The following is a 23,005-nucleotide window of genomic DNA, read 5'->3' as shown; positions in this document are numbered from 1 at the left end:
TCCCGGCGGATGATTCATGCGGCGATGATGGATACGGGATCCGCAGCGCAGCTTCCAGTCTAGGAGACACCTGCCCGGATCAACGAGGCCAAGGTGTCCAGGAACACCGTGGTTTCCGTCTCGGTGCCGGCGGTCACGCGCAAGTGGTGATCAATACCGACATCCCGGATCAGCACTCCAGCGTCCAGGAGCCCCTGCCACACCGCACGGGGGTCTTTCAGCCCACCGAACAGAACGAAGTTCGAATCGGACGGCGCGACCGGAAGTCCGAGAGCTTTCAGACCCTTAGCAATGCGGTCGCGTTGCACTTTAATCGAGTCGACATTCTCCAGCAGGCGGGTCGAATGGGTCAGGGCTGCGATTGCAGTCGCCTGGGTGATGGCTGAAAGGTGGTAGGGCAGGCGCACCAGTCTGAGCGCATCCGTTATCTCCGGAGCCGCTGCCAGATAGCCGAGCCGTGCCCCTGCCAGGGCGAAAGCCTTGCTCATGGTGCGCGAGACAATGAGGCGCTCACGTCCGGGCAGTAGCTCCAGGGCACTCGGCGTACCTTCGTGGGCGAACTCGGCATATGCCTCGTCCACGATCACGATGGCTTGGGCCGCATCCCCGGCTTCGTAGACGTCCGCGACCACCTGGAGTGAAAGCGCCGTTCCTGTCGGGTTGTTCGGACTGCAGAGGAAGACGATATTCGCGCCCGAGGATGCAACCTGCTCAGCAGCGGAATCTGGCGTGAGGTCGAAGCTTTCCGAACGCTTCCCGGCCAGGTACGCGGTACCCGTTGCTCCGGCAAGCAATGGGTACATCGAGTATGTGGGCGGGAAACCGAGCGCGGACCGACCAGGCCCACCGAATGCCAACAGGATGTGTTGGAGAACCTCGTTCGAGCCGTTGGCAGCCCAGATATTGTCAGGTGTCAGACCATGGCCGAGGTAAGTGGCAAGCTGCCCGCGTAGCTCGGTAAACTCCCGGTCCGGGTATCGGTTCAGCCCCACTACTGATTTTCTTACCGCCTCAACGATGGCTTCCTGAACGTCTTCGGGGACCCCATGAGTGTTCTCGTTGACGTTCAGCAGAATGGGTACGTCCAGCTGCGGAGCACCGTAGGGCTGCAGACCACGGAGGTTGGCCCTGAGCGGGAGACGGTTGAGACGTTCGAGCTGATCGGTCACCTGCCGAGTTTAAGGCCCATCGATGGGTGATCCCCAATCCCTCAGCAGACAGGCGACGATATTACGCCCGGCGACCCCTGTTTCTGATCGAAAGCGATTCTGATCGACAGCGTTCTGATCGGTAGCTAGGAACCAGTGACTGGAATGTGCAGCGATTGCCCGGCCTGGACGGTGGAGCTGGCCAACGCATTGAGTTCCACAATCTCAGCAACGACCGCGCGGGGATCCCGGTCCGGAGCATATTCAGCCGCGAGACCCCAGAGTGTTTCCCCTGCGGCGACGTTGACCCTCACCGTCTCCGTCACGCCAGGAGCAGAACCGGATGCCTGCGCCTGGTTAAAGGAAGCAGCAACCATCAGAAGAGCCGCCGCAATGAGCGCAAGGGGAACCGCAACCAGGAGCACCCAACCTCTGCGGGTCAAGTGCAGCTTGCTTATAAGGGTCTCTCCAACGGCCTTTCGGTCACCGGGAAGAACTCGGGTAGTTGCTGAGAGCTGGAGCGTCGTCATGGCGTCCGCCTTTCTGCGGGTCTGAACACGCTGCACTCGGCGGAAAGCCGCGATTCGAAGCTGTGTTCTATTCTTCTGCTTATTTTTAGCACTGATTACCTAATATTGTCGAGACTCGCTCGAACAAATGTTTGAAAACAGCTCCTTTGTCCCATAGCGTTGCAAGCACAGGTACCGGTTGGCGTCTTCGGAAATCAGCCCATCACCTACCACTGACAAAAATTGTTGGAGGTCCGGCAGAGGGCCGGGATCGACAGAGTGAAGGGACGCAGTCAAGTGGCAGAACTCAGTGCAGCCGAGGAACCCACACAGCTGGCAGTGCCCGACGTGAAGCGTGGCCGCGGGCGTCCGCGTGGGCGCGCAACTCCTAAAGGGTTGACCATCCGGCAGAAGAAAATCCTGGAGTCCATCCAGCTCAGCGTTGCGGCCCACGGGTATCCGCCGTCAATGCGGGAAATCGGAGACACTGTTGGGCTCGCCAGCCTGTCCAGCGTGACTCACCAGCTGTCCCAACTTGAGCGGATGGGCTATATCCGGAGAGATCCCAAGCGCCCAAGGGCAATGGAAATCCTTCTCCCGCTTACGTTGGGGCAGGAGTCCTTCCACCCGACGGCGAACAACCCGGAGCGGGATGGCAACAGTGACGAGACATCTCTTTCGTCCGTGGACGCGGCTATGGTGCCCCTTGTCGGCCGCATCGCGGCCGGCGGGCCCATCCTTGCGGACCAGGTGGTGGAGGACGTCATGCCATTGCCGAGGCAACTGGTGGGCCATGGCGACCTGTTCATGCTTCGCGTCTCAGGTGATTCCATGATCGACGCCGCCATCTGCGACGGCGACTGGGTGGTCATACGCCGTCAGAACACTGCCGAGAACGGCGACGTTGTAGCTGCCCTCCTCGATGATGAAGCGACCGTCAAGACGTTCCGCCAGCGGGACGGGCACACGTGGCTCCTACCGCAGAACACCAACTACTCACCCATCCTCGGCGACCATGCCACGATCATGGGCAAGGTCGTCTCGGTGATGCGCGCTCTCTAGCCGCGGATCTGTGTTATGCGGGCTGGGATGCCGCCAATCTGGACAGGATGGCAAGCACAGTGGTGCGGTCGGTCGTCGGCCAGAACGGGGGCAGTGCACCCCGCAGGAATCCGCCGTATCTGGCATTAGCCAGCCGCGAGTCCAGTACCGCCACTACTCCCCTGTCGTCCTGGGCCCTGATCAATCGGCCGGCGCCCTGTGCCAGCCGGACGGCCGCATGGGTTGCGGCGATGGTCATGAATCCGTTTCCGCCCGCTCTCGCGACCGCCCTGGTGCGCGCTGTCATCAGAGGATCATCCGGGCGCGGGAACGGGATACGGTCGATCACCACCAGACGGCATGAGCTCCCCGGGACATCCACTCCCTGCCAGAGGGACATGGTGCCGAACAGGCAGGTGTCGGGCTCCTCGGAGAATCGACGGACCAAATCCGCCATGGAGGACTCCCCCTGGCACAGGATGTCAAAATCCACCTTGTCCCGCAGGGCCTCTGCCGCTTCTTCAGCGGCCCTGCGTGAGGAGAACAAGCCAAGGGCGCCGCCCCTTGAGGCACGGATCAGTGCTTCCAACTCAGCAAGCTGTTGTTCGGTCGTGCCCCGCCCTGGTGTAGGCAGGTCCTTCGCCACGTAGAGCACTCCCTGACTCGGGTAATCGAAGGGGCTGCCGACGTCGACCCCGGTCCAGGTGGGCGCACCGACGCCGGTAAGCCCCAGTGCACCCGCGACGGGCCCGAATTCAGAGCCGATCGCCAGCGTGGCCGAGGTCAGAACCACCGTGTGATCTTCGAACAACCCGCGTCTCAAACGTCCTGCAACGGAGAGGGGCGCGATGCTGATCGTTGCGGGCGAGGACTCCGGCGCCGCAACATAGCCGGAACCCGGCGTGAACGTGCTCTGCCGGTTCGCCCACAGCACCTCTCCAGCTCCGCCGGCTCCCAGCATCCGCTCACACAGCTCGAGTGTGGCGAGAAGACGTGAACGTGCCATTTGCCGTCCCCCGTCCACTGACTGGGCTTGGCCCTCAGAGGTGGACTCGGACAGTGCCAGCCGGCATGCCTCGCGCAGTTGGGAAAGGGCCATCTCCTGTTCCTCATCCAGTCCAGTCGCCATCAAACCCGTGGGTTCGGCGTCGAACGCTGCTTCGAACGCATGCTGCGCAGCGATGAGCGTGTCCGCATCCACGCCGAGGTGGCGCCGTGCGGCGGTGGATGCCGCCCCGATCAATGAGCCGGAAAGCTGTCCCGAAACTGCGGAAGTCACGCGGTCGTGAAGTTCGTGGGCTTCATCGATTACGACGACGTCGTGCTCCGGCAACACAGCCAGGCCCTCGAACGCGTTGATCGCGAGCAACGCGTGATTGGTGATCACGATGTCGGCCCGGCCGGCCTTTTCCCGCGCCAATTCGCTGAAGCACTCAGCCGCGACCGGACACTTTTGAGCGCCCAGGCACTCCATGCTGGACACTGACACCTGGCGCCAGGCGCGGTCGCCCACCCCGGGGAGGAGTTCGTCCCGGTCCCCGGTTTCAGTCTCTTCTGCCCATTCACGAAGCCGCACAATCTCCCGGCCAAGCGGCGTGGACGGCCCGGGCGCGGGGTGGGGCGCGGCGGTCTCGCCATCCAGGGAAAAAAGGGCTCCTGCTTCGTCCTCCTCCGGAAATCCACCCGCAGTCTTGTGTTTACAGACATAGTTGCTGCGGCCCTTCAGCAAGGCAATGTCAACCGGCCGGGGCAGCTGGCCCTTCAGGGCGTCAAGCAGCCGCGGGAGATCCCGGTTCACAATTTGCCCCTGCAGTGCGAGCGTCGCAGTGGACACGATCGACGTGGTGTCGCTTCGAAGAGCATGCGCAATCAAGGGAATAAGGTACGCCAGCGACTTCCCCGTGCCGGTACCCGCCTGCACCAGGAGATGGTTTCCCTCTGCGATGGCCTCTTCCACATGGCGCACCATCTCGTGTTGCCCGCTGCGCCGCTGACCACCCATCGTTTGAACAACGTGGTCGAGCAGGGCGAGGGGGTCTACCTGCCCCTCAGCCATGCCTGAGGAATGGTTCCAGTTCTGAGGCAAGCCCCTGGCGGACCATCACGTCCACTTCGGTGCCGTCCTCGACATGCTCAATCCGCAGGATCTCAGCATCCGCCTGATGCAGGCGGCTCACGACGTCGCCGCGCTGGTACGGCACAAGGAGGTTCAACTCCACGCTGGGCCGCGGGATGGACGTGCTGATCAGGTCGAGCAGCTCGGGTATGCCCTGCCCTGTGCGCGCCGAAACGATGGCATGCCGGGGCTCGCGTTGGCGCAACCTCTCGATCACAAAGGGATCAGCAGCATCAGCCTTATTGAGCACGATGATCTCTGGAACCTTGCGTGCATCGACTTCAGCGAATACCTCGCGCACCGCTGCGATCTGCCCTTCGGGATCCGGATGGGAAGCATCAACCACGTGCAGGATGAGGTCGGAGTCCGCGACTTCCTCCAGCGTCGAACGGAAGGCTTCCACCAGCTGCGTTGGCAGCGACCGGACGAACCCCACGGTGTCTGCAAGTGTGTACTCCAGGCCGTCAGGTGTCTCCGCCCTCCGGACTGTAGGGTCCAGCGTTGCGAAGAGCGCGTTCTCCACGAGCACACCGGCGTCAGTCAGACGGTTCAGCAACGACGATTTCCCGGCGTTCGTGTATCCCGCGATTGCAACTGACGGAACCTCATTACGACGGCGATTGGCGCGCTTGGTCTCGCGTGCAGGCTTCATGCCCGATATCTCGCGGCGCAGCTTGGCCATCCGTGTGCGGATTTTGCGTCGGTCGAGTTCGATCTTCGTCTCACCCGGACCACGGGAACCCATACCAGCACCGGCGCCGCCGACCTGCCCACCCGCCTGGCGGGACATCGACTCGCCCCAACCGCGGAGTCGCGGGAGAAGGTACTCAAGCTGGGCTAGCTCCACCTGGGCTTTACCTTCACGCGACTTGGCGTGCTGGGCGAAAATATCGAGGATGAGCGCCGTTCGGTCAATCACCTTGACCTTGACGATGTCCTCCAGCCCGCGCCGCTGGGAGGGTGCTAGCTCACTGTCCACGATCACGGTGTCTGCCCCGGTGGAAACTACGATGCTCTTGAGCTCTTCGGCCTTGCCCGCGCCAAGGAAAGTACCGGGATCCGGCTTCAGCCGCCGCTGGATGATCCCGTCCAGGACTTCTGAGCCAGCGGTTTCAGCCAGCGCGGCGAGCTCACGTAATGAATTCTCGGCGTCGGCCGCAGTTCCCTCGCTCCAGATGCCCGCTAGCACCACGCGTTCAAGGCGTAGCTGCCGGTACTCAACTTCGGTGACGTCCTCGAGTTCCGTGGAAAGACCTGCAACTCGTCGAAGCGCACGCCGTTCCTGGAGGTCCTGCTGTTCGCCGTCAAAGGAGGTGTGCTCTTCGTCGAGTTCAGAGATTGCCTGCGCCCTGCCACGTTGCGACCCGCCGAACCTCCCGGGATCCGCCGCCGGGGGCGATGGATCTTTCGCGAGAATACGGTCGATGACAGCCTGGATTTCAGCTGGCCCCAGCTCAGGTTCGGGTGTCGAAGACGCTCCGTGGTGCGTGGTCATGCTCTCCCTCGGTAAGTGTCATTCAATGGTAGTCGTTTCCGGGCGGCGTGTTGCGGCAATCCTCCCTGCATTCTCTGAGCGCGCAATCGCCGTCGTAGTCAGATTTGTCCGCGGGCAGCACCACAGCGGGTGACAAACTAGGCTGAATCACTATGGAACCGCAGCACTACTTCAGCGCAACCCCCGCTGGTCCGGAGGACCGGCGTCCGTTACGGGTCACTCTCGCCGGCCATCAACGCGACCTGGTGACGGCCGGCAGCATCTTCAGCCCCGATGGGGTGGACAAGGGAACAGCGATTCTGTTGGCCGAAGCACCAGCACCGCAGGGCATGAACCTGCTCGACATAGGCTGCGGCTGGGGACCGCTGGCCCTCACCATGGCGCTACAGGCACCAGACGCCCAGGTGATGGCAGTGGATGTCAACGAACGCGCGCTCGGCCTCACACGGGAAAATGCAGCCCGGCTCGGCCTGGCGAATGTCACCGCGTCCCAGCCCGACGACGTCGACCCCGGTCTGACGTACGACACAATCTGGTCGAACCCGCCGATCCGCATCGGCAAAGAGGCCCTCCATGGACTGCTGCTGACCTGGCTCCCGCGCCTATCCCCGGCTGGCTCAGCCTGGCTGGTGGTCCAGAAAAACCTCGGCGCGGATTCGCTTCAGCGCTGGCTGGCCGGGGAGCTCAAGGACGGGTACGACGTCGAACGCGCGGCTTCGGCTAAATCCTTCAGGATCCTGCGGGTCACGAGGCACCCCTAGCTGGAACGCGGCGCTGCGGCTCTTGAACCTGCGGTTTTTGAAGCTGCGGCCTACAGGAAGGTTCCGCTCGCCACCAGCTCGGCCGGTCCACTCAGGTGGACGTGTTCGCTGCCGTCAGCAGCAACGTGGAAGCGGACTCCCAGGGTGCCTCCCGGTACAGCGACCGCCCAGGCATCCGGTGCGTCACCGCCGGCCCAGTAGCGGGTGGCCACGGCCGCAGCGCAGGCACCGGTTCCGCAGGAGAGCGTTTCGCCCACCCCGCGCTCGTGGACGCGCATCGCGACCTGGCCGACGCCGTCGTGCACCAGGGGGTCGTTCGGAACCACGAACTCGACGTTGGTGCCATGCGGCGGCATGGGTTCCACCCGCGGGGGATCGATGAGCCGCGTGGCATCCAGTTCGGCGAGTTCGGCCAGTGCGACGACGGTGTGGGGGTTGCCCATGCTGATGGATAGCCCGGGGCGCGGCACCTGAAGGCCGTCCGCTTCAACCAGCGCATCCATGGCGCGGGACGCCGCCTCCTCCGGATGAATGAATTCCCAGGGGCCCATGTCCACCGAGTATCCGTCCGGGGACAGCTCCACGGTTTTGGCTCCACCCCTGGTCCCGATGGTGACGGTGGCGCCTTCCTCCAGCGTCAGCAGACCCTGGGTAATCAGGAAATGCACGAACACGCGCACGCCATTGCCGCACATTTCCGACACGGAGCCATCAGCGTTTCGGTAGTCCATGAACCACTCGACCGCGGGGTTGCTCTGAAGCAGGCTGCGCCCCTCAGGGAGCGAGGACGACGGCACGGCCCTGATCAGGCCGTCCGCTCCGACTCCCCGATGGCGGTCGCAGGCTGCGACGACGTCCTGGATCGTCAGCGCCAGCGAATCATCCGGGTCAGCGATGAGAATGAAGTCATTGCCGGTGCCGTGCCCCTTGCTGAAGGTCAGGCCGATCAGGCTGCTCAGGGGTGTGCGTGTGCGGTGCGCTGCCTCGGGTTGTGTGCTCACCTACCTAGGATAGGCGGATCTCGTGCCTGACGGCTTCGAGTGCCTGTTCATGAAGGTTTGGGTCCCGCCAGTCGAGCCACCTCACCCGGGGGTCGGCCCTGAACCAGGTCAGCTGGCGACGGGCGAAGCGCCGGGTGGCTGCAATGGTGTCCTCCGCTGCCTCCTCAGCCGACCACCCGCCGTCGAGCACGCGTAGGAACTGCGCGTAGCCGAGTGCCCGGGCTGCTGTCCGGCCCTGGCGCAGACCCAGCTCGTCCAGCGTACGGACTTCCTCAAGCAACCCCCGTTCCACCATTGAATGCACGCGTTCGCCCAGGCGAACACGCAGGAGGTCGCGATCAACACGCAACCCAATCTGCAGGGCGGGCTGATGGTAATTCCGTTGGGGCATGAAGGAACTGAAGGGCCTACCGGTCAGTTCGTATACCTCCAACGCCCGGATGACCCTGCGTTCATCGTTGAGGCGGGCTTCCGACGTCGGATCCACGCTCGCTAACCGCTGACGCATCGCTGCTTCACCCAGTCTGGCCGCTTCTGCAACAAGCCTGGCCCGGACCTGAGGATCGGTGGGCGGAAACTCGAGTTCGTCGAGCGCTGCGCGGAGATAGAGTCCAGACCCGCCCACCAGAATGGGAACGCGGCCCCGCGATCGCACGGCAGCTATCTGTTCCCGGCATTGACGCTGGTAGCCTGCGACGCTTGCTTCTTCCCAGATGTCGAGGACATCGAGCAGCAGGTGGGGTATTCCACCGCGTTCTTCCTCGGGAAGCTTAGCCGTTCCGATGTCCATTCCGCGGTAGAGCTGCAGTGCGTCAGCGTTGATGACTTCGCCGGCCAGCGCTTGCGCAAGTGCTATTCCAAGTTCGGATTTTCCGGAGCCGGTGGGCCCGACGACGGCGATGACGGGCAGCGCGTCTGCGGCAGCTTTGGGCATCCTAGGGTTGGCGAACGGGAAGCGAAGGCATGCCGAGCGAGATACCCTTGGCGCTGCCCGGTGTTGGCGCACCACAGGATTCGGCCTGTGATCGATCCCAGGCGTCTCCTCCACGGGAACGCCGTAGACGGTAGTCCAGGGGCGTGGGATCGGCTGTCAGGTGGAAGGGCGCGGCACCGGTGATGGTGACGGTCACCAGGTCTCCTGGGCGCGGAGACTCGGCGCCGTCGGGGACGGCGAAGTGGACCAGGCGCTGATCGCGGGCGCGGCCGGTCAGGCGGTTGGTCTCATGTGCTTTCCGGCCCTGCTGCGCCGTTACCAGCACTTCGACCTCACGACCTATCTGCGCCGCGTTCTCTTCGGCACAGATTCGGTCCTGTAAGGCAGTGAGCCGCTCAAACCGTTCCTGAACTACAGCCTTGGGGAGCTGATCGGGTAGATCAGCGGCTGGGGTTCCGGGCCGCTTGGAGTACTGGAAGGTGAAGGCAGTCGCGAACCGGGATTGTTCGACCACGCGGAGCGTTTCCTGAAAGTCCTCTTCGGTCTCGCCCGGGAAACCTACGATGATGTCGGTAGATATCGAGGCCTCCGGCATCCGCGCACGCACCCGGTGGAGAATGCCGAGGAACTTCTCGGACCTGTAGGACCTTCTCATCGCCTTTAGAATCCGGTCCGAACCGGACTGGAGCGGCATGTGCAGTTGCGGTGCAACGTTCGGCGTTTCAGCCATTGCGTCGATGACGTCGTCGGTGAAAGCGGCCGGGTGCGGGCTGGTGAAGCGCACCCGTTCGAGTCCCTCGATACCTCCGCAGGCGCGCAGCAGTTTCGCAAAAGCGCCGCGGTCCCCGAACTCGACGCCGTACGAGTTGACGTTCTGGCCCAGAAGCGTGACTTCAATGGCGCCATCCGCAACAAGTGCCTCAATTTCGGCGAGGATCTCGCCGGGGCGCCGGTCCTTCTCTTTGCCGCGGAGCGACGGGACAATGCAGAAGGTGCAGGTGTTATTACAGCCCACCGAGATGGAAACCCATCCTGAGTACACCGAATCGCGTTTGGTGGGCAGGGTTGAAGGAAACACATCGAGCGACTCCAGGATTTCAAGCTGCGCTTCGTCGTTGTGCCGCGCCCGCTGAAGGAGTGCTGGTAATGCACCGATGTTGTGGGTACCGAAAACGGCGTCCACCCAGGGGGCCCTGCGGAGGATGGTCTCGCGGTCCTTCTGGGCCAGGCACCCACCCACGGCGATCTGCATGCCAGGGTGCTTCTCTTTGGTGTGGGCGAGCATCCCGAGATTGCCGTAGAGCTTGTTATCCGCGTTTTCGCGTACCGCGCAGGTATTGAAGACGACGACGTCGGCCTCTCCCCCCGCGGCGTCCGTGTAGCCAGCGTCTTCGAGCAGGCCTGCAATCCGCTCGGAATCGTGGACGTTCATCTGGCACCCGTACGTCCGTACTTCGTACGTTCTCGGTGCAGAAAGCATCTGTTGCTGATAGGGCTGTGCTGCTGCGGTAGGGGGAAGCGCTGTGAAACTCACCAGTTAAGGGTACGGCTCATAACTGCTCGTCCAGAACCTCTTTGACAATAGAGAAGGCGACACCCGGTGAGTAGCCCTTCCTCGCAAGCATCCCTACCAGGCGCCGCACCTGCTTGTCCCGGCCAGCACTATCTGTCGGGTCGGAGACGACGCGCGCCTTCTTCCGGACCAATTCCGCGGCGGCCAGCTTTTCATCTTCATCGGACCGCTGTGACAGTGCTTCCTCGGCCAGGTGCCCCGTGATGCCCTTTTCGGACAGCTCCCGCTTGATTGCCGAGCGCGCCAGAGAACGCGTCTGCGCCCTGCTCCTGACCCACATCCGGGCGAATTCGGCATCGTCAACGAGCTGTACCTCTTCGAACCGGTCGAGGACCTCCACTGCAACCTGTTCAGGCACCCCCCGCTCGGTAAGTTTGCTGAGCAATTGGTGCCGGCTGCGGGGCGCCATGGACAGCTGCCGGAGTGCGATGGACCGCGCCAATTCATGCGGGTCTGCGTCGGGCGCTTTGTCGGCTGTTGAGCTTGCCTTCCGCGAGTGGTCAGCAACGCGCTTCCGTCCGTCACCCCTGCGGGCGCCGCGACCCTGCGCAGCGCCCGTAACCGGTGGTTCCTCACCAAACATCGAACAGGGGTCAGCCTTCGCCGCCGACGGCCTTCAATTTAGGTCCATCAGGTTCAGCCACAGCAACCCCGACGCCGAGCTTTTCCCGGATCCGCAGCTCCAGCTCGTCAGCGAGGTCCGGATTGTCGATGAGGAATTTGCGGGCGTTCTCCTTGCCCTGCCCCAGCTGGTCTCCGTCATAGGTAAACCACGCACCCGACTTCTTCACCAGACCGTTTTCCACACCCACGTCGATCAGCCCGCCTTCGCGGGAGATTCCGTAACCGTAGAGAATGTCGAACTCAGCCTGCTTGAACGGCGGAGCCATTTTGTTCTTGACGATCTTGGCACGCGTCCGGTTGCCCACCGGGTTGGTACCTTCCTTCAAAGTTTCAATGCGCCTGACATCGATTCGAACGGAGGCGTAAAACTTCAGGGCCTTGCCACCGGTTGTGGTTTCCGGGCTTCCGAAGAAGACGCCGATCTTCTCGCGCAGCTGGTTGATGAAGATAGCCGTGGTCTTGGTCTGGCTCAGGCGACCGGTGATTTTACGCAGCGCCTGGCTCATCAGACGAGCCTGCAGACCGACATGGCTGTCACCCATCTCTCCCTCGATCTCGGCGCGCGGCACCAGTGCAGCTACAGAGTCGATGACGACAATATCGATGGACCCAGAACCTATGAGCATGTCCATGATTTCCAGGGCCTGCTCACCGGTGTCCGGCTGTGAAACCAGCAGCGCATCGGTGTCGACGCCAAGCCTCTTGGCGTACTCAGGGTCCAACGCGTGCTCGGCATCGATGAACGCTGCGATACCGCCGTTACGCTGGGCATTGGCTACTGCATGCAGCGCCACGGTAGTTTTACCGGAGGCTTCCGGTCCGTAGATTTCAACGACCCTGCCGCGCGGAAGACCGCCTATACCCAGCGCCGCATCAAGGGCAATGGAGCTGGTGGAAATGGTCTCAATAGGGGCACGGATCTCATCGCCAAGGCGCATGACTGATCCCTTGCCGTACTGCTTGTCAATTTGCGCCAGTGCAGCTTCAAGAGCTTTCTCGCGGTCGGCTGGTGCGGCCATTACTCACCTCAGTTACTCATGGCCCCCAGGGGCCTGTTTGCTGTTCCTCTTGACCGTAGCGTTCCGCTCCGACAGTTTTGCTCTGGTGTCGGCTTATGTGGAAATCTCGCCGGATTCCAGGCGGATGTGGAGAACAACTGCGCGGGATACGACGGGGAACGCGGGCGATCGGTACTGCCATAAGCATAGCCCTCATCCGAACACATGTTCGATAGAATCACCGGCGTGTTGAGGGTTGCCCGCAACGCCTAACGTGGCCTGACGTCGCGGCCCAGCCGCCGGTGCTCGGGAATCTCCTGAACGGAGCAGACCGCCAACCAGACGGTCCTCGGATCCACGCCTGCGCGCAGTGCGTCAGCGGGAGTCCGGTCCCCAAGATCGGCAAGGTGCAGGGTGCCGGCCAGGGAACGCGAGTAGACGGTGCCGAATTCGTCGTCCATCAGGCGCCAAAACTCACTGATGCGCATGCCGAATCTTCCCTTTCGTGCATAAACCCTAGAATGAACCCCATGACTGCACACCGACCCGAGATCGATGCTTCCGCTGATGCCGCTATCCAGGCCTTGGAACAACAACTCAGTATGTTGTGGAGGCGAGCTCGGTCCAACTCGTACAAGGTAGCCCGGCGTGTCCATCCGGACATGGAGCCGGCTGCGTACGGATTGCTGGTCATCCTACAACGGGAAGGCTCAATGCGCCTGACCGACCTGGCCGCGAGCATAGGCGTCGGCAAACCCTCTGTGAGCCGTCAGATTGCCATGCTGGAACAGCTCGGCCTGGTCCAGAAAACCGCCGACCCGCTGGATGGGCGGGCTCAATCGATCAGCCTTACGGAGGACGGGTCACGGCAGCTCTCGACCGCACAGGCAGCCCGCAAGGAGGCTTTCCATCACCTGATGGAAGACTGGAGCGTTGAAGATGTCACCACTCTTGGAGACCTTATCGCCCAACTGAACGAGACCTACACCAAAGACAATTGGTGAACGCTTTGTTGAGCTGTTGAAAGGTATCCAACGAATAATCTCCCGCTTTGCAGAAAACGAATGGCCCCGCCACACTGGCGAGGCCATTCAACGTGCAGGAGCTTGTTAGCTCTTTGACCCGGCGAGATCCCTGGTGAAGCCGTCGGAAAGATCCTCCGGAAGCTCACCGAACTGCCGGGCGAATTCGTGGGGAAGAATGTCCGGAACAGCAACGCCCTCGGCTAACGCGAGACGGTCACTGACCTCACGGAGCATCATTGAGAGCGGCACATCCAGGGCCGTGCAGATTGAAGAGAGCAACTCGGAAGAAGCTTCCTTCTGGCCTCGCTCAACTTCGCTGAGGTACCCAAGGGAGACCCGCGCACTGTGCGAAACCTCGCGGAGCGTACGCCCCTGGCGCTGGCGAACATCACGCAGGACGTCCCCAATTTCGTGGCGTAGTACGACCATCTTGCGCTCCTTCGGTTTGCGTTGCGGATCTTCTGCCAACCCCACATCGCGCCAACGGATGACACCGTTCACGGATACGGGTTGCTTAACCATGTGGATCGCCTTACTCCCTCTTTATCGCAGCTGCTGTGCAGCCGCCTTGTTTCAAGCCTAGACCGTCAGCCTGATGAGCGGCTGACAGTATTGATAACTATTGCGGAACACCATTTGTTCCCGCTTCAGCCTCCAACAGGGCTTGGTGCAAAAGACGCACTGCCGCGTTGCTTGCCGCTTGGCGTATCTCACTTCTGTCGCCGTCGAAGTGGAACTCCAGGGCGACTCTGACACCCTTCAAAACAACAGCGACGACGACGACACCCACGTCCTTGCCCTCGTGCGGCTCCGGCCCCGCCACACCCGTGGTCGCCACCCCGGCATCTGACCCACACGCGCGCATGGCGCCCTCGGCCATCTGCTGAGCCACTTCCATGTCAACGGTGCCCACCCGCGAGAGCAACGCCTGGTCCACCCCGAGGAGCGCCTCCTTGACGTCCCGATGATATGCAACCACACCGCCCTTCAGGACGGCCGAGGCCCCTGGGACGGTAGCCAGCTCAGCCGCTACCATTCCCGCGGTCAGCGACTCGGCTGTCGCGATCGACAACTCGAGTTGGCGGGCGAGCTCCACGACAGCCAGTGCGGGCGTGGCGTCGCCTGACTCCGTCACGCCGCCGATTTCCTGGAATCCCTGCGCAAACGCATCGCCTGCAAAATGTAGTCGACCCCGGTCACCACCGTGATCAACACGGCGACCATCATGACGACGACGGCGGGCCACCAGGCCCAGTCACCCAGCGCCGCTTGCAGAAGATAGAGGAAAATTGCGAGCGTCTGCACCACAGTCTTCAGCTTTCCGCCGCGGGAAGCAGGCATTACGCCGTATCGAATGACAGCGAAGCGCAACAGGGTAATCCCAACTTCGCGGACCAGGATCACAATCGCAACCCACCACCAAAGCTCACCAAGTATCGCCAGCACAATCAATGCTGAGCCGATGAGGAGCTTGTCCGCTATGGGATCAGCGATCTTCCCGAAGTCGGTGATCAAGCCACGGCTGCGGGCGAGGTCACCATCGAGTTTGTCCGTGTAGATGGCGACCGCAAACGTCACGACGGCGAGCCAGCGAAACAAGCCGCCGTCGCCGTCGTCGGTTAGAAGAAACCAGGCGAAGAACGGCACCAGAACGATGCGGACTACTGTCAGGACATTCGCGATGTTCAGTACGGGTACCGCTTCAGGATCTGATGTGGCCACCCGTCAAGGCTACCTGCCCGTCAGGTTCCAGGCGTCTTCAGAACCGTCGACGTCGCGGTCATCGCCGTCGTGGTACTCGGTTGCCTGCTGCCGTTCATTGAGGTCATCAGCGACCAGGTCACTGCCACCGGAGGGGACATAGGCAGGTGCCTCCGGGACCGTGCGCGGCTCGTCCCCTCGCATCGCGGCGAGAACCGGCGCCAGGTCATCCGGCTTGACCAGTACGTCACGCGCCTTTGATCCTTCGGATGGACCCACCACTCCCCTCGATTCCAGGAGGTCCATGAGGCGCCCAGCCTTGGCGAAGCCCACCCGAAGCTTTCGCTGCAGCATGGACGTCGAACCGAACTGGGTGGTAACCACCAGCTCGGTTGCCTGTAGAAGTACGTCGAGATCATCTCCGATGTCGTCGTCTATCTGCTTCTTAGGCGCCTCCACTGCAACGTCCTCGCGGTAGACAGCCTTCAGCTGCTCCTTCACGTGCTCGACGACCCTGTGGATCTCAGACTCCGTGACCCAGGCACCCTGCACGCGTATGGGCTTGGACGCACCCATGGGGAGGAACAGGGCATCACCCTGACCGATCAGTTTTTCGGCCCCGGGCTGGTCGAGCACAACCCGTGAGTCTGTCACCGAAGAGGTTGCGAAAGCCATCCGGGACGGCACATTCGCTTTGATGAGGCCGGTGACGACGTCGACCGAGGGCCGCTGCGTAGCGAGTACGAGGTGGATTCCAGCGGCACGGGCCAATTGGGTGATGCGGACAATCGAGTCCTCGACGTCACGGGGAGCCACCATCATGAGGTCGGCGAGCTCGTCGACGATCACGAGGAGGTACGGATACGGCCGCACCACCCGCTTGGAATCTGGTGGGGGAACGATTTTTCCGTTCCGGACCGCTTTGTTGAAGTCGTCGAGGTGTTTGTAGCCGTAGTTGGCGAGGTCATCATAACGGGTGTCCATTTCCCTGACCACCCATTGCAGTGCTTCAGCGGCCTTCTTGGGGTTGGTGATGATCGGCGTGATGAGGTGCGGCACGCCTTCGTAGGCCGTCAGTTCAACCCGCTTTGGATCGACCATGATCATGCGGACCTCATCCGGTGTTGACCGCATGAGGATCGACGTGATCATCGAGTTCACGAAGGAGGATTTACCCGCACCGGTTGCGCCAGCAACAAGCAGGTGAGGCATCTTCGCAAGGTTGGCTACGACAAATCCACCTTCAACGTCCTTGCCCACTCCCATCACCATTGGGTGATCCGTCTTGCGTGCGTTTCCGGACCGCAGCACGTCCCCCAAGGACACAGTCTCGCGGTCGGTGTTCGGGATCTCGATACCTATTGCAGACTTACCCGGGATGGGCGAAAGAATCCGTACATCGGAACTGGCCACTGCGTAGGCGATGTTCTTGGACAGTGCCGTGACCCGCTCCACCTTGGTGCCGGAAGCCAATTCGATCTCGTACCTTGTAACTGTGGGCCCGCGCGAGAACCCGGTGACTTTCGCATCGACGTTGAACTGCTCAAGAGTGTGGGTGAGCGCAGCGACGACGGCGTCGTTGGCTTCCGAGCGTTCCTTGGGTGGTGTACCGGCCGGCAGGTAATCAGAAGGCGGGAGTGTATAGGTGACGTCACCGGCCAGGGAAAGCTGCTCGGTCCGCTGCGGTATTGGCGTCACCGGTGCCTGGGGCTGCACCGGGTTCGACGGTACGGGTGGGATATTCACGGTCGGAACGCTTACCTGCGGGAGAACCGCCATCGCTTCCGTTTCCGGTTCGGCGCCCGTGAGACCCTGGTTCCGCCTGATCTTCTCGGTAGCCATTTCCTGCTGGGTAGGCCTGCGCATGCCCGGCGGGATGGCAGGCGACGCTGACTCGTCATCAGCGGCGTCGTCGTCGAGCACGGCACGCTCGAAGGCTTCATCGCCGACGTAACCGTCCAGCGGGTCTTCCTCTGCAGCTTTCTTGCCTCCACCGAAGAAACGGGGGCGCTTCTTCGGCCTTTTCCGCTCCGCGCGTTCGCGATCGGAGAGGTAACTTTGGTCGTGTTTGTCGGTTTCAGCGCCGGGGTTGTGGTCGGATAGGTCCTGGCCCATGAGGTGTTCATACAGCGCACGAAGCCGGGACGGGATGTGACGGAACGGTGTGGCCGTGACGATCAAGAGGCTCACAAATTGCAGGAAGCTCAGTACCAGCGCTACCGGCCATACCCCAACGACGGCTGTTGCCGGACCGGCCACGAGGTAGCCGATCACACCGCCCGCACGCCAGAGCGGCTCGAATCCGCTGGCCAGCACGGGCTGCCCGCCGACCAGGTGCGCGATCCCCGCCCCCGCGAATGCCATGACAGTGAGGCCGATGCCGATGCGGTTGTTTGCCCTGGGCTCCTCGGGGTTGCGGATCAGCCTAACCGCCCCGATGAGCAGCATGAATGGCAACAGGAGGGCCATCCATCCGAGCGAACCGCCGGCGACAGCATGCACTCCGCCGGCCACCGGTCCAGTCAGTGCCCACCACTCGACCGTTGCTACAGCCACTGCGCAGAGGAAGAGGAAGAAGCCCGTGCCATCGCGGCGAACATCCTTCTGGGGGTTAACGTCGTGGCCGAACTTCCGGATTCCCCCAGCCACCAGATGCGCAATGCCCATCCACAGCCCGCGGACCGCACGCAACGGAAGCGGCAGCCGGTCTTCTGCTGTGGGCAGCACCTCGGTCTTTGCTGAACCGCGGCCGGAAGAACCAGAGCTGCCCTTCGGCGCAGACTTTGAGCGCGGCGTTTGTGCTTTGGCCTGGGAGTTGCGCGACTGTGCTGCCCGCGATTGCGATGGCCGCGAAGCCGGAGGGGAGGTACGAGTCGCCATACTTGCTACGCTACCGGACAGCACCCCCGGTTCCGTGGATTTCCGCGCCCTTTAGGCCTCGAGGACCACCGGGATGATCATGGGTCGGCGCCGGTACCGGCGGTTCACCCACGTTCCCACGACACGGCGAACCACCTGCTGGAGCTGGTGGGTGGTGTGGTCCTTATTGCTCATGACTGCTTCTTCAAGTGCGCTGTTGATCTTTGGCAAGATGCCATCGAACACTGAGTCGTCCTCAGCGAAACCGCGCGCGTGGATATCCGGACCGGAGACAATCTTTCCAGTACTGCGATTGACAACCGTGATGATCGAGATGAACCCTTCTTCACCCAGGATTCGCCGGTCCTTGAGATCCGCGTCAGTGATCTCACCGATGCTCGAGCCGTCGACGTATACGTAACCACACTCGACCGCCCCTACGATGCGCGCCACCCCATCGGCGAGATCCACTACGGTGCCGTCATCGGTGTGGAGCACATTCTCGCTCGGAATGCCGGTCTGGATCGCCAGCTTCCCGTTGGCAATCAGATGGCGCGTTTCACCGTGCACCGGCATCACGTTCCGCGGTTTGAGGATGTTGTAGCAGTACAGAAGCTCCCCCGCGGCCGCGTGGCCGGACACATGGACGCGTGCATTGCCCTTGTGGATGACGTCAGCGCCGAGCTTCAGCAGGCCGTTGATGACCCGGAATACCGCGTTCTCGTTGCCCGGGATCAGCGAGGAGGCGAGGATCACGGTGTCGCCCTTACCCACCTGGATGCGGTGGTCACCGTTCGCCATGCGGGACAGCGCGGCCATCGGCTCGCCCTGCGAACCCGTCGACATGAGAACCACCCGGTCATCGGGCAGGCTGTCGACGTTCTTCACGTCCACGAGAATGCCCTCCGGCACCCGCAGATAGCCGAGCTTCGCCGCGATGGACATGTTACGGACCATGGATCGTCCGGCGAAGCAGACAAACCGCCCGTGCGCCGCGGCGGCGTCGAGCACCTGCTGCACCCGGTGGACGTGCGAGGAAAACGAGGCAACGATCACCCGCTTTTTCACCTGCCCGAACAACCGGTCCAATTCCGGACCGATCTCGCGTTCACCCGTGGTGAACCCAGGCACATCAGCGTTGGTGGAGTCGACCATGAATAGGTCAACCCCTTCTTCGCCAAGTCGGGCGAAGGCGCGTAGGTCCGTGATTCGACCGTCGAGGGGCAGCTGGTCCATCTTGAAATCACCCGTGTGCAGCACCGTTCCCGCTGCTGTGCGGATGAAAACGGCGAGGGCGTCGGGGATCGAATGGTTGACCGCCACGAACTCGCATTCAAAGGGACCGAACTGTTCGATCTGCCCCTCGGCCACAGTCAGAGTGAACGGACGGATCCGGTGTTCCTGTAGCTTGGCCTCGATCAACGCGAGGGTCAGTTGCGAACCGATCAGCGGTATGTCGTTCTTGAGCCGGAGCAAATACGGGACTGCACCGATGTGATCTTCGTGGCCGTGGGTCAGCACCAGACCGACGACATCGTCCAGACGGTCCTCGATGTAGGAAAAGTCCGGAAGAATCAGGTCAACGCCGGGTTGGGTTTCCTCCGGAAACAGGACCCCACAGTCCACAATGAGCAGCTTCCCGCTGATCTCGAACACCGCCATGTTCCGGCCGATTTCTCCGAGGCCACCGAGCGGAACGATTCTGAGGGTGCCGTCCGGAAGGGGTGGCGGAGCAATGAGAGCGTTGCCTGCGGGTTCAGTCATGCCTTGGCCTTTCGCGTGCTACCGGGCAGTGCCCGCGGAAAAATCCCAGCCCGCCTCAGCGAGATCCGCCAGCACGGGTTCCATTTCGACGGCGGTGGGATCGACGAGCGGCAATCTCACCACGGCGTTGGCCAGTACGCCCTGCATCCGCATGATCTGCTTGGCCGAGACAACACCCGGTATGTGGGTCATCACGGCACGGACCACCGGGTCCAGCTCGAAGTGGATTTTCCGGGCGGTGTCATAGTCTCCCGAAGCTGCGGCGTCCACAAGAGCCCGGAACTTCGCCGTGGCAACATGGGCGCTCACGCTGACGACCCCGACAGCCCCTGCTGTCATCCATGGCAGCGTCAGGCCGTCGTCGCCCGCGTACACATCGAGAGCGGTGTTGGCGAGCACACGGGTGACCGCCGCGAAGTCAGCTTTCGCATCCTTCAGCGCCTGGATCTTCGGATTGTCCGCCAGCCGGATCATCGTCTCGGTGCTGATGGAGATGCCAGCCCGGCCCGGAATGTCATAGATCATGATTGGCAAATCGGATGCGGCAGCGACAGCGTCGAAGTGAGCCAGGACGCCGGACTGGGTCGGCTTGTTGTAATAGGGCGTGACCACCAGCTGCGCGTCCGCGCCGGCACGCTGCGCACGGTGCGCCATCTCCACAGAATGGGAGGTGTGATTAGTGCCGGTACCGGCGATAACCTTCGCCCGGCCGCCAACCGCCTCCGCAACGACACGGAACAGGTCTTCCTTCTCCTGATCCTCAAGGGTGGAGGTCTCACCGGTTGTTCCCGAAACCACCAGGCCATCGCAGCCGCCCTCGACAAGGCGTACCGCGAGAGCGGCTGTGGCGTCATAGTCCACAGCGCCGTCGTCAGTGAAAGGTGTGACCATCGCGGTTACGAGGGAACCGAACGGGAGCGAGCGAATTTCGGAGTCAGCCATGGGTCAAACTTACCCGTTGGAGCCCGCGTGAGAACATTCCATCATGGCCCTATCGCATTCCCCCGGACGGCTCAGCGGACTTGATGCGGCACGGGGCATCGCACTCTTCGGCATGATGTCCACCCACATATTTCCGCTGTACATCGACGGGACAGCAGAGGCCTCCTGGATTGGCGCAACCTTCTCCGGGCGATCCTCCGCCCTGTTCGCGGTGGTCGCAGGTATTGGGCTTGCACTGCTCACTGGAGGGCACCGCCCCCACGATCGGACCCGGATTTCACGGGACCGGCGCGGCATAGCCGCGCGCGCCGTCATCATAGCGATGGTGGGCCTGATGCTCGGCGGGCTGGAAACGAACATCGCCGTCATCCTCTTCCACTACGGCATACTGTTCCTTCTCGCGTTGCCGTTCCTGTCGATGCCGATTCGCACCCTGTCCTGGTTCGCCGCCGGGTGGACAATCCTCTCCCCCGTCGCCGCTTTCCTTCTCCGCCCGTGGATCCAGATCAATATCAGCCCATCGAGCCTCGACGGCAATCCGAACCTCGAACACTTCGCTGAACCCGGAACCCTGCTTGCTGACATCCTGGTGACCGGCTACTACCCCGCGTTGCAGTGGTTGAGCTTCCTGCTGATCGGCCTCGTCATTGGACGGTTGAATCTCCGGTCATTCCGCGTGCAGGCGGGCCTGCTGGGCGCTGGCGTGGTGCTCGCGCTGACCGCAAAGCTCATCAGCTGGTTCCTGCTTGGCCCCCTCGGCGGGCTCGCCCAATTACTCCAGACGCCCGACGGCCGGCGCTACGACATTGAAGCCATGCTCACAGTGAGCCTCACGGGCATTGACCAGACCGGCACCTGGTGGTGGCTGGCTGTGAGCGCTCCACACTCCGGTACGCCACTCGATCTGGCCCACTCCGAGGGTACCGCTGCCGCCGTCGTCGGGCTTTGTCTCCTGGTCGCACGGCGTATCGCCTGGCTCCTGTCGCCCCTTGCGGCCGCCGGCGCCATGACGCTGACACTTTACTCGCTGCATATCTGGACCATGAGCATCGTGGACCAGCAGCAACCTCCCCTCGACCCTGCCCCGATCTATTGGGGGCAGGTGGCTGCTTTTGTTGCCGTTGGGATGCTGCTGCGAAAGCTCAACGCCAGGGGTCCCCTGGAGTTCGTAGTAGCCGGCGCCAGCGACGTTGCGCGCACACCAGGGAAGGCGCGGAGCCGCTAGCCGGCGCTGTTCACCGAGGCTACGGCTTTGCGGCCCGATGCAACTTTGCGGCCTGCCGCATGGATCGGCGTGCACGCGTTCTGTCGCCCGCGGCGTCGTATGCGCACGAAAGCCTGAACCATGCACGCCAGTCTTCCGGAGCGGATTCGACTTCGGCCTGGTACGCGGGGAACTGTGCGTCTGCGGCTTCCCTGACAATGCGGCCGGCGGGAGTTCGTGGCAGGTCATCAACCGGCAGCCCTCCCTCTTCGGCGAGCGCTGACGCCATCCGTTCGGTTTGTCCGCCGAAGGTAAGTTCGCGCACGAGCGCCCATGCGCCGATCATCGGGAGGAGCAGGTAAGCGGCGCCGAGCGCTTTCGCGACCGGGTCCGGGTCGGTCAGCAGAATGAAGCTTCGCTGCAGGGCGACGACCAGCCAGAACACGAGCAGGAGAGTGACGAACGCCACGCCTACTTTGACGCGATGTTTCTTGAGGAGCTGCATCACAACCTCAGACCTGCAGATCGAGATAGCCGTCGAGTCCGACGGTGAGTCCGGGGTGGAGCGCTACCTGCCGGACGCCAAGAAGTACGCCGGGCATGAACGATTCGCGGTGAAATGAGTCGTGGCGGATGGTCAGTTGCTCACCCGGGCCGCCAAGGAGAACCTCCTGGTGCGCTACAAGACCGCGCAGGCGCACCGAATGTACCCGGATGCCGTCGACGTCGGCGCCCCTGGCTCCTGGACGTGAGGTGCGGGTGGCATCGGGGCCAGCTGGCACGCCGGCGTCTTCGCGCGAGGCTGCGATGAGCGACGCTGTGCGCTCGGCCGTTCCTGATGGCGCGTCCGCCTTCTCGGGGTGGTGGAGTTCAATCACTTCGACCGACTCGAAATATTGCGCTGCACGGGCCGCAAAAGACGTGGCAAGAACGGAGCCCAGGGCGAAATTCGGCGCGATAAGGACCCCTACCTCTGGGCTTTCCTTCAGTGTGTCGTTCAACCGTCCCAGGCGCCTCGCGTCCCAGCCTGTGGTCCCGACAACGGCGTGGATTCCGTGCCGGACGGCGAATGTCACGTTTTTCTCTGTGCTCTCCGGGACAGAAAGGTCCACGACAACCTGTGCTCCTGCCCTCACCATGTCCTCGAGCGAATCCCCGCGGCCCAGGGCTGCGACGAGCGAGAGGTCAGCGGCGTTTTCGATGGCCTTGACGGCTTCGGCGCCCATTCGTCCGGAGGCGCCGAGCACCGCCACGGAGGTCAGTTGTGTCATGCAGACAAGCGTACTGGGCGAGGGCCCCGCGCCCAGCGC

Annotated in this window: 22 protein-coding genes; 4 read left to right on the top strand and 18 right to left on the bottom strand. The window is 62.7% G+C overall.

Features of this window, described 5'->3' with window-relative positions; all coding sequences use genetic code 11:
• Nucleotides 1–59: 59 nt before the first annotated feature.
• Nucleotides 60–1,169, bottom strand: a complete 1,110-nt coding sequence (locus ACWA1U_RS10315) for a histidinol-phosphate transaminase (RefSeq protein WP_463722102.1) — start codon at nt 1,167–1,169, stop codon at nt 60–62.
• 125 nt (nt 1,170–1,294) lie between these two features.
• On the bottom strand, nt 1,295–1,678 hold the full coding sequence (locus ACWA1U_RS10310; protein ID WP_463722101.1) for a LysM peptidoglycan-binding domain-containing protein: 384 nt from the start codon (nt 1,676–1,678) through the stop codon (nt 1,295–1,297).
• A gap of 318 nt (nt 1,679–1,996) precedes the next feature.
• On the opposite strand from ACWA1U_RS10310, the gene lexA reads away from it, so the two are divergent.
• On the top strand, nt 1,997–2,719 hold the full coding sequence (gene lexA / locus ACWA1U_RS10305) for a transcriptional repressor LexA (RefSeq protein WP_463725014.1): 723 nt from the start codon (nt 1,997–1,999) through the stop codon (nt 2,717–2,719).
• A 13-nt stretch (nt 2,720–2,732) separates the two neighbouring features.
• Here the strand turns inward: lexA and ACWA1U_RS10300 are convergent, their stop codons facing one another.
• Both ACWA1U_RS10300 and hflX read right to left on the bottom strand, forming a co-directional pair.
• Nucleotides 2,733–4,754 carry an ATP-dependent DNA helicase gene (locus tag ACWA1U_RS10300; protein ID WP_463722100.1) on the bottom strand — a complete coding sequence of 674 codons (2,022 nt, stop codon included), beginning with the start codon at nt 4,752–4,754 and terminating at the stop codon, nt 2,733–2,735.
• Nucleotides 4,747–6,309 carry a GTPase HflX gene (gene hflX, locus ACWA1U_RS10295; protein WP_463722099.1) on the bottom strand — a complete coding sequence of 521 codons (1,563 nt, stop codon included), beginning with the start codon at nt 6,307–6,309 and terminating at the stop codon, nt 4,747–4,749. The genes ACWA1U_RS10300 and hflX overlap by 8 nt, the downstream gene beginning before the upstream one ends.
• Before the next feature lie 152 nt (nt 6,310–6,461).
• On the opposite strand from hflX, the gene ACWA1U_RS10290 reads away from it, so the two are divergent.
• On the top strand, nt 6,462–7,070 hold the full coding sequence (locus ACWA1U_RS10290) for a class I SAM-dependent methyltransferase (protein ID WP_463722098.1): 609 nt from the start codon (nt 6,462–6,464) through the stop codon (nt 7,068–7,070).
• 50 nt (nt 7,071–7,120) lie between these two features.
• Here ACWA1U_RS10290 and dapF read toward each other — a convergent pair whose 3' ends face one another.
• From dapF to ACWA1U_RS10260, 6 genes are all read right to left on the bottom strand, one after another.
• Nucleotides 7,121–8,071 (bottom strand): diaminopimelate epimerase, encoded by a 951-nt coding sequence (gene dapF / locus ACWA1U_RS10285; RefSeq protein WP_463722097.1) that lies wholly within the window; start codon nt 8,069–8,071, stop codon nt 7,121–7,123.
• A 4-nt stretch (nt 8,072–8,075) separates the two neighbouring features.
• Nucleotides 8,076–9,005 carry a tRNA (adenosine(37)-N6)-dimethylallyltransferase MiaA gene (miaA, locus tag ACWA1U_RS10280; protein ID WP_463722096.1) on the bottom strand — a complete coding sequence of 310 codons (930 nt, stop codon included), beginning with the start codon at nt 9,003–9,005 and terminating at the stop codon, nt 8,076–8,078.
• A 1-nt stretch (nt 9,006) separates the two neighbouring features.
• A complete protein-coding gene (gene miaB / locus ACWA1U_RS10275) occupies nt 9,007–10,485 on the bottom strand; it encodes a tRNA (N6-isopentenyl adenosine(37)-C2)-methylthiotransferase MiaB (protein ID WP_463725013.1) in 1,479 nt (492 codons plus the stop codon).
• 70 nt (nt 10,486–10,555) lie between these two features.
• Nucleotides 10,556–11,161, bottom strand: coding sequence for a regulatory protein RecX (locus ACWA1U_RS10270; RefSeq protein WP_463722095.1), 606 nt, complete (start codon nt 11,159–11,161; stop codon nt 10,556–10,558).
• A 10-nt stretch (nt 11,162–11,171) separates the two neighbouring features.
• Nucleotides 11,172–12,221 (bottom strand): recombinase RecA, encoded by a 1,050-nt coding sequence (recA, locus tag ACWA1U_RS10265; protein ID WP_463722094.1) that lies wholly within the window; start codon nt 12,219–12,221, stop codon nt 11,172–11,174.
• Between the two features lie 248 nt (nt 12,222–12,469).
• Nucleotides 12,470–12,688, bottom strand: coding sequence for a DUF3046 domain-containing protein (locus tag ACWA1U_RS10260; protein WP_463722093.1), 219 nt, complete (start codon nt 12,686–12,688; stop codon nt 12,470–12,472).
• Nucleotides 12,689–12,730: 42 nt separating this feature from the next.
• On the opposite strand from ACWA1U_RS10260, the gene ACWA1U_RS10255 reads away from it, so the two are divergent.
• Nucleotides 12,731–13,204: a MarR family winged helix-turn-helix transcriptional regulator gene (locus ACWA1U_RS10255; RefSeq protein WP_463722092.1), complete on the top strand. Its 474-nt coding sequence runs from the start codon at nt 12,731–12,733 to the stop codon at nt 13,202–13,204.
• A 105-nt stretch (nt 13,205–13,309) separates the two neighbouring features.
• Here ACWA1U_RS10255 and ACWA1U_RS10250 read toward each other — a convergent pair whose 3' ends face one another.
• The 6 genes from ACWA1U_RS10250 to dapA all read right to left on the bottom strand — a co-directional run bounded on the left by ACWA1U_RS10250 (nt 13,310) and on the right by dapA (nt 20,491).
• Nucleotides 13,310–13,747, bottom strand: a complete 438-nt coding sequence (locus ACWA1U_RS10250; RefSeq protein WP_463722091.1) for a helix-turn-helix domain-containing protein — start codon at nt 13,745–13,747, stop codon at nt 13,310–13,312.
• Between the two features lie 97 nt (nt 13,748–13,844).
• Nucleotides 13,845–14,360 (bottom strand): CinA family protein, encoded by a 516-nt coding sequence (locus tag ACWA1U_RS10245; protein ID WP_463722090.1) that lies wholly within the window; start codon nt 14,358–14,360, stop codon nt 13,845–13,847.
• Entirely contained in the window at nt 14,357–14,947 is a 591-nt protein-coding gene (gene pgsA, locus ACWA1U_RS10240; RefSeq protein ID WP_463722089.1) for a CDP-diacylglycerol--glycerol-3-phosphate 3-phosphatidyltransferase, read from the bottom strand. Before pgsA ends, ACWA1U_RS10245 begins: the two co-directional genes overlap by 4 nt.
• 9 nt (nt 14,948–14,956) lie before the next feature.
• On the bottom strand, nt 14,957–17,806 hold the full coding sequence (locus ACWA1U_RS10235) for an FtsK/SpoIIIE family DNA translocase (protein ID WP_463722088.1): 2,850 nt from the start codon (nt 17,804–17,806) through the stop codon (nt 14,957–14,959).
• A gap of 51 nt (nt 17,807–17,857) precedes the next feature.
• The gene (locus ACWA1U_RS10230) at nt 17,858–19,549 is read right to left on the bottom strand and encodes a ribonuclease J (protein WP_463722087.1); all 1,692 of its coding nucleotides are present in this window, start codon (nt 19,547–19,549) and stop codon (nt 17,858–17,860) included.
• Between the two features lie 18 nt (nt 19,550–19,567).
• Nucleotides 19,568–20,491 carry a 4-hydroxy-tetrahydrodipicolinate synthase gene (dapA, locus tag ACWA1U_RS10225; RefSeq protein ID WP_463722086.1) on the bottom strand — a complete coding sequence of 308 codons (924 nt, stop codon included), beginning with the start codon at nt 20,489–20,491 and terminating at the stop codon, nt 19,568–19,570.
• 43 nt (nt 20,492–20,534) lie between these two features.
• Between dapA and ACWA1U_RS10220 the strand changes: the two genes are divergently transcribed.
• The gene (locus ACWA1U_RS10220; protein WP_463722085.1) at nt 20,535–21,716 is read left to right on the top strand and encodes a heparan-alpha-glucosaminide N-acetyltransferase domain-containing protein; all 1,182 of its coding nucleotides are present in this window, start codon (nt 20,535–20,537) and stop codon (nt 21,714–21,716) included.
• Between the two features lie 19 nt (nt 21,717–21,735).
• Here ACWA1U_RS10220 and ACWA1U_RS10215 read toward each other — a convergent pair whose 3' ends face one another.
• Nucleotides 21,736–22,200 carry a hypothetical protein gene (locus tag ACWA1U_RS10215; protein ID WP_463725012.1) on the bottom strand — a complete coding sequence of 155 codons (465 nt, stop codon included), beginning with the start codon at nt 22,198–22,200 and terminating at the stop codon, nt 21,736–21,738.
• A gap of 7 nt (nt 22,201–22,207) precedes the next feature.
• Entirely contained in the window at nt 22,208–22,966 is a 759-nt protein-coding gene (dapB, locus tag ACWA1U_RS10210) for a 4-hydroxy-tetrahydrodipicolinate reductase (protein ID WP_463722084.1), read from the bottom strand.
• Between the last annotated feature and the right edge of the window lie 39 nt (nt 22,967–23,005).

Source organism: Arthrobacter sp. TRD_SC_6, assembly GCF_055361185.1.
The sequence above is the reverse complement of the archived record's forward strand: the minus strand, read 5'-3'. Positions and strand labels throughout refer to the sequence as shown.

What these genes read in the sequence shown, in the direction of transcription:
- ACWA1U_RS10220 (WP_463722085.1), top strand. Translation starts at nt 20,535, where the DNA reads ATGGCCCTATCGCATTCCCCCGGACGGCTCAGCGGACTTGATGCGGCA.
- hflX (WP_463722099.1), bottom strand. Translation starts at nt 6,309, where the DNA reads ATGACCACGCACCACGGAGCGTCTTCGACACCCGAACCTGAGCTGGGG.
- ACWA1U_RS10255 (WP_463722092.1), top strand. Translation starts at nt 12,731, where the DNA reads ATGACTGCACACCGACCCGAGATCGATGCTTCCGCTGATGCCGCTATC.
- dapB (WP_463722084.1), bottom strand. Translation starts at nt 22,966, where the DNA reads ATGACACAACTGACCTCCGTGGCGGTGCTCGGCGCCTCCGGACGAATG.
- ACWA1U_RS10230 (WP_463722087.1), bottom strand. Translation starts at nt 19,549, where the DNA reads ATGACTGAACCCGCAGGCAACGCTCTCATTGCTCCGCCACCCCTTCCG.
- ACWA1U_RS10215 (WP_463725012.1), bottom strand. Translation starts at nt 22,200, where the DNA reads ATGCAGCTCCTCAAGAAACATCGCGTCAAAGTAGGCGTGGCGTTCGTC.
- ACWA1U_RS10270 (WP_463722095.1), bottom strand. Translation starts at nt 11,161, where the DNA reads ATGTTTGGTGAGGAACCACCGGTTACGGGCGCTGCGCAGGGTCGCGGC.
- recA (WP_463722094.1), bottom strand. Translation starts at nt 12,221, where the DNA reads ATGGCCGCACCAGCCGACCGCGAGAAAGCTCTTGAAGCTGCACTGGCG.
- miaB (WP_463725013.1), bottom strand. Translation starts at nt 10,485, where the DNA reads ATGCTTTCTGCACCGAGAACGTACGAAGTACGGACGTACGGGTGCCAG.
- ACWA1U_RS10235 (WP_463722088.1), bottom strand. Translation starts at nt 17,806, where the DNA reads ATGGCGACTCGTACCTCCCCTCCGGCTTCGCGGCCATCGCAATCGCGG.
- miaA (WP_463722096.1), bottom strand. Translation starts at nt 9,005, where the DNA reads ATGCCCAAAGCTGCCGCAGACGCGCTGCCCGTCATCGCCGTCGTCGGG.
- ACWA1U_RS10310 (WP_463722101.1), bottom strand. Translation starts at nt 1,678, where the DNA reads ATGACGACGCTCCAGCTCTCAGCAACTACCCGAGTTCTTCCCGGTGAC.
- ACWA1U_RS10290 (WP_463722098.1), top strand. Translation starts at nt 6,462, where the DNA reads ATGGAACCGCAGCACTACTTCAGCGCAACCCCCGCTGGTCCGGAGGAC.
- ACWA1U_RS10260 (WP_463722093.1), bottom strand. Translation starts at nt 12,688, where the DNA reads ATGCGCATCAGTGAGTTTTGGCGCCTGATGGACGACGAATTCGGCACC.
- ACWA1U_RS10250 (WP_463722091.1), bottom strand. Translation starts at nt 13,747, where the DNA reads ATGGTTAAGCAACCCGTATCCGTGAACGGTGTCATCCGTTGGCGCGAT.
- ACWA1U_RS10300 (WP_463722100.1), bottom strand. Translation starts at nt 4,754, where the DNA reads ATGGCTGAGGGGCAGGTAGACCCCCTCGCCCTGCTCGACCACGTTGTT.
- dapA (WP_463722086.1), bottom strand. Translation starts at nt 20,491, where the DNA reads ATGGCTGACTCCGAAATTCGCTCGCTCCCGTTCGGTTCCCTCGTAACC.